The organism is Rhodobacter sp. TJ_12 (assembly GCF_020023995.1).
GTDB lineage: Bacteria > Pseudomonadota > Alphaproteobacteria > Rhodobacterales > Rhodobacteraceae > Rhodobacter.
Window position 1 is genome coordinate 84,415 of the sequence record NZ_NRRD01000013.1, and the last position, 9,157, is coordinate 93,571.

The 9,157-nt window shown below is 63.3% G+C and carries 11 protein-coding genes; 8 read left to right on the forward strand and 3 right to left on the reverse strand.

Annotated features, from left to right (window positions below; translation table 11 throughout):
- Nucleotides 1–4: 4 nt before the first annotated feature.
- Complete coding sequence (locus CKO11_RS10890) at nucleotides 5–895, reverse strand: GNAT family N-acetyltransferase (RefSeq protein WP_223638194.1); 891 nt, start codon at nucleotides 893–895, stop codon at nucleotides 5–7.
- A 57-nt stretch (nucleotides 896–952) separates the two neighbouring features.
- Here CKO11_RS10890 and CKO11_RS10895 point away from each other — a divergent pair, with 57 nt between their 5' ends.
- From CKO11_RS10895 to CKO11_RS10930, 8 genes are all read left to right on the forward strand, one after another.
- Entirely contained in the window at nucleotides 953–1,150 is a 198-nt protein-coding gene (locus CKO11_RS10895; protein ID WP_223638197.1) for a hypothetical protein, read from the forward strand.
- Nucleotides 1,151–1,313: 163 nt separating this feature from the next.
- Nucleotides 1,314–2,144: a DMT family transporter gene (locus tag CKO11_RS10900; RefSeq protein WP_223638251.1), complete on the forward strand. Its 831-nt coding sequence runs from the start codon at nucleotides 1,314–1,316 to the stop codon at nucleotides 2,142–2,144.
- A gap of 151 nt (nucleotides 2,145–2,295) precedes the next feature.
- The gene (locus tag CKO11_RS10905; protein WP_223638202.1) at nucleotides 2,296–3,390 is read left to right on the forward strand and encodes an outer membrane protein transport protein; all 1,095 of its coding nucleotides are present in this window, start codon (nucleotides 2,296–2,298) and stop codon (nucleotides 3,388–3,390) included.
- A 122-nt stretch (nucleotides 3,391–3,512) separates the two neighbouring features.
- Nucleotides 3,513–4,409, forward strand: coding sequence for a DMT family transporter (locus tag CKO11_RS10910; RefSeq protein ID WP_223638204.1), 897 nt, complete (start codon nucleotides 3,513–3,515; stop codon nucleotides 4,407–4,409).
- A 67-nt stretch (nucleotides 4,410–4,476) separates the two neighbouring features.
- Entirely contained in the window at nucleotides 4,477–5,337 is an 861-nt protein-coding gene (locus tag CKO11_RS10915; RefSeq protein ID WP_223638206.1) for an ATPase, read from the forward strand.
- A gap of 40 nt (nucleotides 5,338–5,377) precedes the next feature.
- Entirely contained in the window at nucleotides 5,378–6,298 is a 921-nt protein-coding gene (locus CKO11_RS10920; RefSeq protein ID WP_223638208.1) for a homoserine O-succinyltransferase, read from the forward strand.
- Nucleotides 6,299–6,410: 112 nt separating this feature from the next.
- On the forward strand, nucleotides 6,411–7,280 hold the full coding sequence (gene ppk2, locus CKO11_RS10925; protein ID WP_223638254.1) for a polyphosphate kinase 2: 870 nt from the start codon (nucleotides 6,411–6,413) through the stop codon (nucleotides 7,278–7,280).
- A gap of 23 nt (nucleotides 7,281–7,303) precedes the next feature.
- Nucleotides 7,304–7,918 (forward strand): TetR/AcrR family transcriptional regulator, encoded by a 615-nt coding sequence (locus CKO11_RS10930; protein WP_223638210.1) that lies wholly within the window; start codon nucleotides 7,304–7,306, stop codon nucleotides 7,916–7,918.
- Between the two features lie 8 nt (nucleotides 7,919–7,926).
- On the opposite strand, the gene CKO11_RS10935 is transcribed toward CKO11_RS10930, so the two are convergent.
- Together CKO11_RS10935 and CKO11_RS10940 are read right to left on the reverse strand one after the other, a co-directional pair.
- On the reverse strand, nucleotides 7,927–8,553 hold the full coding sequence (locus tag CKO11_RS10935) for a LysE family translocator (RefSeq protein ID WP_223638224.1): 627 nt from the start codon (nucleotides 8,551–8,553) through the stop codon (nucleotides 7,927–7,929).
- A 1-nt stretch (nucleotide 8,554) separates the two neighbouring features.
- Nucleotides 8,555–9,001, reverse strand: a complete 447-nt coding sequence (locus CKO11_RS10940; protein WP_223638227.1) for an Lrp/AsnC family transcriptional regulator — start codon at nucleotides 8,999–9,001, stop codon at nucleotides 8,555–8,557.
- Nucleotides 9,002–9,157 lie beyond the last annotated feature (156 nt).

Consider the following 9,157-nt stretch of genomic DNA (forward strand, 5'->3'; position numbering starts at 1 on the left):
CCCCTTAGCCCGGCAAGACAAGGCAGGTCGCGCCCAGCTTGTGCAGCACAGCGCCGGTGCCCATCTTGAACCGCATCAGCCCCGCCCCGGCCTCGGAATTGACATCCCCCAGATCGAACAGGTGCACGCCGCGCTTTTTCAGCCGCAAGGCCATTTGCCACAAAAGCAGGTTATGCGCGCCGCTGTCGCGCCCGCGCGGATCGCTCCACCCCAGATGATAGCTGGCGACCGGCCCCGCGATCAGCGCCATCACCCCCGCCACGCGCACGCCTTGCGCATCGCTGGCCGACAGGCACAGAACGCCCCCCGGTTCAGCCCTTTCCCAAGCCGCGACAAACCGGGGCGGCAAGGCGCGGTAGCCGCGTTCGGCGCGCTGCTTGGCCTCGGCGGCCACCAGCCACGCATGCTCGGCCTCGCTGCGCAGCCGCAACCCGGCTTTTTCCGCCGCCACCAGCCGATTGCGCCATTTGCCATGCATCCGCGCGCGCAATTCCGCCTCGGGCGCGGTCAGCGCCCAATGCGCCTGATGGCGCGCAGTGATCAGCGGCACCAGCCCAAAGCCCGAAACCGGCCCCTCTGGCGTGGCGATGAACAGCCCGCGCAGCCCCCGCGCCAACCGCCGCAACGCAAACCGTTGCACCTCCATCGGCAGATCGGACGCGAAGACCGGCCCGCGCGCTGCCAGCCACAACCCGGCCCGGCCCAAAAGCTGCGCCCGGCCAATGCAGGCGCGGCCGTGAAAAATCTCATACCGGCGCAGCCCGCGCCCCGCTGCCGCGCCAATCTCGCCATAGGCGAAGCTGTTTTGCAGCGCCGCCTCGGGCGACAAGGCGGCCAACCCCGCCGCCCAATCGGCAGCGGTTCCGGTAAAGGGGGAAAGGGTGAGCGGCTCCATAGGCATGTTAAAACACTTTTTACCATCACAAGGGTTAATGCCGCCAAGGAGACGTCGATGCAAAATAAAAAGAATCGTGCAGCCCCCCCCTTCCGCGCCACGACAGGCCAAGGCGCGCGCCGCTCCGCGACGGTGGATGTGCCCGCGCCGCGCTACACGCTTTGGGCCGCGCTTTTGGTGGCGGTGCTTTTGTCCGGCTTTTGGCTGGCCGCGCTGGCCATGTGGCAATTGATCCATGCGCTGGGTCTGGGCTGAGACAGGGGCGCAAAAGCCGCTGGACAGCCCCGCCGCCATGGCGCACAGACAAAGCGCCTGCCCTTTGATGTGACGCCCCGCCGTGACCGACAGCCCCAATCTTGCGCCGCCGCTGCCACCGCTTCCGGGGGCGCATGTGCCGATCTTGCGCGTGGCGCTGTGGATGTGCGGCGCGATTGCGGGCTTTACCACCATGGCCGTCGCAGGGCGGGCGGCCGCGCCCTATCACGACACTTTCGAAATCATGCTGTGGCGCTCTGTGATTGGGGTTGCTCTGGTGATCCTTGGCGCCACGGTCACCGGGCGGCTGGGCCAAATCCGGGCCCGCAATCTGGCGCTGCATGGCGCGCGCAACCTGAGCCATTTCATCGGCCAGAACCTATGGTTGGCGGCGCTGCCGCTTATTCCGCTGGCGCAGGTCTTTGCGCTGGAATTTTCCTCTCCGCTGATCGTAGCGCTGGCCGCGCCTTTCGTGTTGGGCGAGGTTTTAACGGCGCGGCGTATCGGGGCGGCCAGCTTGGGTTTTGTGGGCGTGGTGATTGTCGCGCAGCCGTGGACCGGGGCCACGTTCAACATCGGCACCTTGCTGGCGCTGGCGGCGGCCTTTGGCTTTGCGGGCTCCGCCTTGGCCACCAAAGGGCTGACCAAACGCGCGCCCTTGGTCGAAATTCTGTTCTGGCTGACGCTGATGCAGCTGGTCTTTGCGCTTCTGTGCGTCTTTTGGGATGGCCAAACCCGTCTGCCCACCCTGCACAGCCTTGCCCCCTTGGCGCTGATCGGCGTGGCGGGCTTGGGCGCGCATCTGTGCCTGACCCGTGCGCTAAGCCTGGCACCCGCCTCGGTTGTGGCGCCCTTCGACTTCGCGCGGCTGCCGGTTTCGGCGCTGGTGGGCACGCTGATCTATGGCGAGGCGGTCGCCCTGACACTGGTCGCGGGTGGCGCGCTGATCCTATACGCCAACTGGATAAACATAAAATCTAAACCAAACCGTTGAGTTTACGTGATTTTCGTGTCCATTGCGCCACAGAACCGGGGCGCAGCCTCACGCCGACGTGACGTTAAAGCGACGCAGAATTGATTCGCCCCGGCCACATGCTAGGCTCGGGCGCAGGAGAGAGTTCCATAAACTCTGGGGATAAACAAAGATGAAAAAAGTTCTGATGACGGCGAGCGCGCTGGCGCTTGGCGCGACGACCGCCACTGCCGGCGGGATCGAACGCTCCAACCAATCGGTCGGGATCTTGTTCGAAGAAGGCAATTATGCCGAGTTCAGCCTGGGCGGCTTTCAACCCGATGTAAGCGGGTCGGTCGCCGGCGGGCTGGTGGCCTCGGGCGATATGGCGGGCGATTTCGGCACTTATAGCCTGGGCTATAAACACGCGATCACCGAAAAGCTGGATTTCGCCTTCGTGCTGGACAATGCCTTGGGCGCCAATGTCAATTACCCGACAGGCACCCTTTATCCGATCTCCGGCTCGACGGCGACGATCTCCAACACCTCGCTGACGGCGATGCTGCGCTATAAGATGCCGCAAAATGTCTCGGTCATTGGCGGTTTGCGGGCGCTGCGCACCTCGGGCAGAGTGGCCCTGCCCACGGTTGCGGGCTATGCGATGAATTCCACCACGGAAACCGATTACGGCTATCTGGTCGGCGTGGCGTGGGAAAAACCCGAAATCGCGGCGCGGGTATCGCTGACCTACAATTCCAAGATCGACCACAATTTCACCTATAGTGAATCGAGTGCGCTGACCGGCGGCGCGGTGCTCAACACCTTTGAAACGGTGACGATCCCGGAATCGGTCAATCTTGAATTCCAGACCGGCATTGCCAAAGACACGCTGCTGTTTGGCTCGGTGCGCTGGGTGCACTGGTCGCAATTCGACATCACGCCAAGCCATTACGCCGTCACGCTGGGTCAGGGGTCGTTGGTGAATTACACCGAAAACACCACCACCTATACGCTGGGTCTGGGCCGTAAGTTCAACGAAAAATGGTCCGGCGCGGCGATCCTTGGCTATGAAAAGAACACTGGCACGCCGACGGGTAACCTTGGCCCGACCGACGGGTTCCGCTCGATCGCGCTGGCGGCCTCCTATCAGGCAACCGAGGCGGTGAAAATCACCGGCGCGGTGCGCTATGTCGATATCGGCAATGCGACCACCAACCCGCCGGTAAGCGGTAATTTCACCGGCAACTCGGGCTGGGGTGCAGGGCTGCGTGTCGGCATCAGCTTCTGATCCGATCTGACATGAGCGCAAGGCCCCGCCCCGGCGGGGCCTTTTGCCTTTGGCTGCGGCATTGTCCTTGGCACAAGTTCCGGGTGGCGGGGCGTGGGCCGCTCGTCTAGCGTCGCGCCACCATGACCACGACGCGCCTTACCCCCTTTGTCTGGTTGCTCTTGGGCGCGCTCGCGCTGATCTGGGGCACCTCATTCTTGTCCAACCGCGCCGCGCTTGAAGGCGCGGGCTTTCTGACCGTGGTCAGCTTTCGCGTCACCGGCGGCGCGCTGGCGCTTTGGCTTTATGTGGCCGCGCGCCGCCTGCCGCTGCCACCGCATCGCGGCTATTGGGGGCGGTTTCTGGTGATGGGGCTTTTGAACAACGCGATCCCGTTTTCGCTGATTGTCTGGGGCCAGCAGCATATCGACAGTGCCTTGGCCGCGATCTTGAATGCCTCGACCGCGCTGTTTGGCGTTTTGGTCGCCGCGGCGGTCTTTGCCGATGAACGGCTGACGCTCGCGCGCGGCGTGGGCGTCGGCATTGGCTTTGCCGGCGTCGTGCTTGCCATCGGGCCAGAAGCGCTTGGCGGGCTGACCCTGACCGCCGCCGGGCAATGGGCGGTGGTGGGCGCGGCGCTGTCATACGGCTTTGCGGGGGCCTATGCGCGTTATGCAATCAAGGGGCTGGTGCCCGAGGTCGCAGCGGCGGGTATGCTTAGCGGTGCGATGGTCTGGCTGATCCCGGCGATGCTGCTGATCGAGGGGGTGCCCAGTTTCGCCTATGCCGCGCCGGTCTGGGCCGGGATCGGCTGGCTGGCCTTTGGCTGTTCGGCGGTGGCCTACCTGATTTATTACCGTATTTTGGCGCTGGCGGGCGCGGGCAACCTGTCGCTGGTCACCTTGCTGATCCCGCCGGTGGCAATTGTCGCGGGCTGGGCGGTTTATGGCGAGCGGCTTGGGCTGCGGGAGCTTGCAGGCTTTGCCGTGCTGGCCACCGGGCTGTGGCTGCTCAACCGCGCGCGCCCCAAAACCGCGTGACGCGCCCGGCGCGGCGCGTTACACCTGCCCCAAGGCAGCGACACGAGACGGCGAAACGAGGCCCGGCATGATCTATGAAACGCGCGCAGATTGGTTGGCGGCAAGCCGCAAGCGGCTGCTGTTCTTTGGCATGTCGGGGCTGGGCAAAACCCATGTGTCTTCGATGCTGCGATCTGCCCCCTCGGGGTGGTTTCACTACTCGGTCGATTACCGCATCGGCACCTGCTACATGGGCGAATATATCGCCGATAACTTCAAGCGCGAGGCGATGAAGAACCCGTTCTTGGCGGAATTGCTGCTGACGGATTCGGTCTATATCGCCTCCAACATCACTTTCGACAATCTCAAACCGCTGTCGACCTATCTGGGCAAACCCGGCAGCCATTCGAAAGGCGGCCTGCCGTTCGAAGAATATATGCGCCGGCAAAACCAGCACCGTCAGGCCGAGCAATCGGCGCTGATGGACACGACCTATTTCATCCACCGCTCGCGCGAGATTTATGGCCTGCCGCATTTCGTCTGCGACAGCGGCGGCTCGATCTGCGAGGTGGTCGATCCCGAAGACCGCGAAGACCCGATCTTGAAGGAACTATCGTCGAACCTGCTGATGGTTTGGATCGAGGGCAATGACGATCACACCGATGAATTGGTGCGCCGCTTCGACCGCGCGCCAAAGCCGATGTATTATCAGCCGCAATTTCTGGAAAAAGCTTGGCTGAAATACCGCGTCGAACGGGGCTTGAAGGAAGAGGAGGTCAACCCCGATGACTTTATCCGCTGGACCTATCGCCAAGCGTTGGAACACCGCCAACCCCGCTATGCCGCCATGGCGCGCAATTGGGGCGTGAAGGTTGCCGCCGCAGATGTCGCACTTGTGCGCGACGAGAAAGACCTTACATCGTTGATAGCCTCGGCTTTGCCTGCCTGAAGCGGCGCCTTAAGACCGCCGCATAAGTAACGGAATTCAAATGCCCATTACCCTTCCGGAGAATCTTCCCGCTTTCGATATTCTGTCGAAGGAAGGCGTCATGGTGATGAGCCCGGAACGCGCCGCTTGGCAAGAAATCCGCCCGCTGCGGATCGCGCTCTTGAACCTGATGCCGAAGAAGATCCAGACCGAAAACCAGTTTGCCCGGCTGATCGGTGCGACCCCGATCCAGATCGATTTCCAACTGATCCGGATGACCGAGCATCAGACCAAGAACACCGCCGCCGAGCATATGGAAACCTTTTACCGCCCCTTTGCCGAGGTCGAGGCGGCGGGCGAAAAATTCGACGGGCTGATCGTGACGGGGGCGCCGATCGAACATCTGCCCTTTGAAGAGGTCACCTATTGGGACGAATTGCAACGCGTCTTTGACTGGACCCAGACGCATGTCTTTTCCACCTTCGGCGTGTGCTGGGGCGGCATGGCGATGGCCTATCATTTCCATGGCGTGCAAAAACACATGTTGCCCGCCAAGTCCTTTGGCTGCTTCCGGCAACGCAATCTGGCCCCGACCTCGCCGTTTTTGCGCGGGTTCTCGGACGAGGTTCTGGTGCCAGTAAGCCGCTGGACCGAGATGAAACAAGACGAGTTGGACGCCGCCGGGCTGACCACGCTGATTGCTTCGCGCCGCACCGGGCCCTGTCTGGTGGAAGACACCTGCCACCGCGCGCTCTATGTGTTCAACCATTTCGAATATGACAGCACGACGCTGAAAGACGAATACGACCGCGATGTGGCTGCGGGCAAAGCGATCAACGTGCCCAACAATTATTACCCCGACGACGATCCGACCCGAAAGCCCAAGAACCGCTGGCGCAGCCATGCGCATCTGCTTTACGGCAACTGGGTCAATGCGATCTATCAAGAGACGCCCTACGACATCTCTCAGATCGGGCGCTAGGCTGGGCGGCTCCCCCCTGCCCCGCTTGCCCCCAAGGCATGCGCCACTATAGTGAAGGCACTTCACATCCCCGGAGGATCGCATGGGCAAGCACAAGGGCGCGGCAGAGGAAATCGAGATCCCGCATGTGGGCGAGATCACGCAATTCCTGCGCGAGGAAGCGCCCGAAGCGGTCCGCAAAGCCATCGAAGACGCCAAAAAGGATGAGATCCTGTCGAAAACCTATCCCTATCGGGAAGAGCTTTCGAAAAAGGATTACAAGGCTGCGATGGCGCCTTTGCAGGTTGAGCTTGTGAAAATGAGCTGGGGGCTGCGCCAATCCGGGCGGCGGCTTGTGGTGTTGTTTGAGGGGCGCGACGCGGCGGGCAAAGGCGGCACGATCGAGCGGCTACGCGAAAACCTCAACCCGCGGCAAGCCAATATCGTCGCCCTGCCCAAACCCACCGAGCGCGAGGCGACGCAATGGTATTTCCAGCGGTATGTCGAACGGCTGCCTGCGGCGGGGGAAATCGCGCTTTTTGACCGGTCTTGGTATAACCGGGGCGTGGTCGAACATGTGTTTGGCTTTTGCACGCCCGAGCAACGCACGCATTTCTTTGCGCAATTGCCCGAATTCGAAAAGATGATCGTGGATGAGGGGATCACGCTGGTGAAGCTGTGGCTCTCTGTCGACCGGGCCGAGCAATTGAAGCGCTTTTTGGACCGTGAACGCGACCCGCTCAAACAATGGAAGCTCAGTTGGATCGATGTCGAGGGGCTGCGCAAATGGGATGCCTATACTGGCGCGATTGCCGAGACCCTGCGCCGGTCAGACACGGCTTATGCGCCTTGGACGGTGATCCGCTCCGATGACAAGAACCGCGCCCGGATCGCCGCCATTCAAACGGTGCTGATGGCGCTTAATTACCCCGGCAAGGATATGGAGGCCATCGGCACCCCCGATCCGTTGATCTGCGGAGGCATCGACCATGTCGATGGCTAAACCCTAAAATGGCGCAGGCAGGCATGGCAAAACAGGGCTATCATCACGGCAATCTGCGCCAAGCGCTGGTAACGGCGGCGCTTGAATTGATTGCCGCGCGCGGCCCGCAGGGGTTTACGCTGTCCGAGGCGGCCAAGGCCGCAGGCGTGACACCTGCCGCCGTCTATCGCCATTTCGCGGGCCGCGAAGACCTGATCGCGGAATGCGCGCGTCAGGGCTATGCGATCTTTGCCGATCTGATGGAACATGCCTGGAACAACGGCCAGCCCTCGGCGCTCGCCGCTTTTGGCGCGACCGGGCGCGCCTATCTTGCCTTTGCGCGCAAATTTCCCGGCCATTACATGGCGATGTTCGAAAGCGGGCTGTCGCCCAACCGCTCGCCCGATTTGGCTGCGGGCGCGGCGCGGGCCGAGGCGGTCGCGCTGCGCGCGACACAAGCACTTTCGGCCCATATCCCCGAACACCGCCGCCCCCCCGCAACTATGGTCGCCGCGCATATCCGCGCGCTAAGCCATGGTGTCGTGGAGCTATATGCGCGCGGCGCGCCGGGCGGGCAATCACCCTATTCGCCCGAAGAACTGCTGGAAAGCGGGATCGGCGTCTATCTGCGCGGTTTGGGGTTGATCGCCCCGGATTGAGGGGGCGCCTAGCGAAAGGCCGTCGCCAGCGCCCAAATCCCAAAACCCGCCATGGTCACGCTCGACACCCGCGCTGTCCATAGCCCGAAGGCCGGCGGCAAGCGGTGATGCAGCCCCGCAACCAGCCCGGCCAGAAACGCCCACCACAGCATCGAGCCCAGAAAGACCCCGATCACCAGCGCGGCCAAAGCAACGGGCGCGGTGCCCTGCGCCAGCCCCAGCGCGGCAAAGATCCCGGCAAACAGCAAGATCGTCGGCGGGTTGGTGATCGTCAGCCCATAGGTGACCACGGTGGTGCGCAAAAGCCCGCGCGTTTCGGGGACCTTTGCCGCTTTGGGCGTGTGGCTGTCGCCGCGCGGCCAGCCGCTCCAGGCCAGATACAGCAAAAAGCCGCCCCCGATCAGCCCTAGCGGCAGCGCGATCCGCGCCACCACCCCCTCGAACACGGCAAAGCCCGTCGCCGCCAGCGTGGCAAAGCTCAGGTCCGCCAAGGCCGTGCCCAAACCGCCCGCCAGCCCCGCCCAAAAGCCGCGCGCCAAGGTGCGCTGGATGCACAGCGCCGCCATCGGCCCCACCGGCGCGGCAATCGCCAGCCCAATCGCCAAGCCTTTCAAAAACAGCATAAAGACCAGCATCTTAGCCCCGCAAGCGAAACGGCGGCGCGACCACGGTCGATAGCGCCAATTGCGTTTCAGACCGCGCGATCCAGCCGCCGTCTTTCAGCAGCGCCAGAAAGTCCTCTACCGCCGCAAGCGACGCCACGCGCACCTGCACCAGATAGGACCACGGCCCCGTCACATGATGGCAGGCGGTGACCTCGGGGCGCGCGGCGATGAAGCGGCGAAACTCCGCCTCATCGGCCGTTTCGGCCAGCGCCACCCAGACAAAGCCGCTTACCGGCAGGCCCAGCATCTCGGGCGCCAGATCGGCCAGATAGCGCCGCACCACGCCCCGCTCGCCCAGCCGCCGCAGCCGGTCATTGACCGCCGAACTCGACAGCCCCACCAGCGCGCCGATCTGCGCCATAGAGCGGCGCGCGTCGTCGCTGAGCAAAGTGCAAATCTTTCTGTCGATCTCATCCATAGCGGGCCAAGTCCTGCCAATTTCCGGGTTTCTTCGGCTATCTGCCCGTCCTTTTATATTTTCAAGCCTATTCTTCCGGCCCCGGCTCTTGTCCGCTGGCAAAGCCCGGATCGCCGCTTTGGGCGCAAATCATCCGCCCACGGCCCCGCCCCGCCC